The sequence below is a fragment of the Streptomyces pimonensis genome, assembly GCF_041380215.1.
Taxonomy (GTDB): Bacteria; Actinomycetota; Actinomycetes; order Streptomycetales; family Streptomycetaceae; genus Streptomyces; species Streptomyces pimonensis.
The window spans coordinates 1-560 of sequence record NZ_JAHWZY010000143.1; the positions used below are offsets into that span (position 1 = coordinate 1).

The window sequence follows — 560 nt, forward strand, 5'->3', positions numbered from 1 at the left end:
CGCTCGGCTCACCGTTCGCCACAGCCGCCAACGCGTCCAAGAACTCGGTCCGCTCGGCGGCGACGACCACCGCCCGGTGCTCCAGCGCCGCCCGCGACGTCGCCAGCGAGTACCCCACGTCGGCCGGGGACTGGCCGTCCACGAAGGACGCCAGCCGGGCGGCCTGCGCCCGCAACGCCTCCGCGCTGCGGGCCGACAACACCCACGGCAGCACCCCACCACGTACCGGCTCGGGGGCGTTCGCATCCGTCCGCTCGACCACGGGGGCCTGCTCGACGATGACGTGGGCATTCGTACCGCTGACACCGAACGACGAGACACCCGCCCGCCAGGGGCGGTCCACGTCGGGCCAGGCACGCCGGTCGGTCAGCAGTTCCACCGCGCCGGTTGACCAGTCCACGTGCGAGGACGGTTCCGTGACATGCAGTGTCTGCGGCAGCACTCCGTGCCGCATCGCCAGGACCATCTTGATCACGCCCGCGACACCGGCGGCGGCCTGCGTGTGCCCGATGTTCGACTTGATCGAGCCCAGCCACAGCGGCTCACCGGACCGGTCCCGA

Annotated in this window: 1 protein-coding gene; it reads right to left on the reverse strand. The window is 72.3% G+C overall.

The annotated features are described in order from the left end of the window. Positions 1-560, reverse strand: a 560-nt coding sequence (locus tag KYY02_RS33735) for a ketoacyl-synthetase C-terminal extension domain-containing protein (protein ID WP_371244906.1), incomplete at both ends; no start/stop codon positions are given.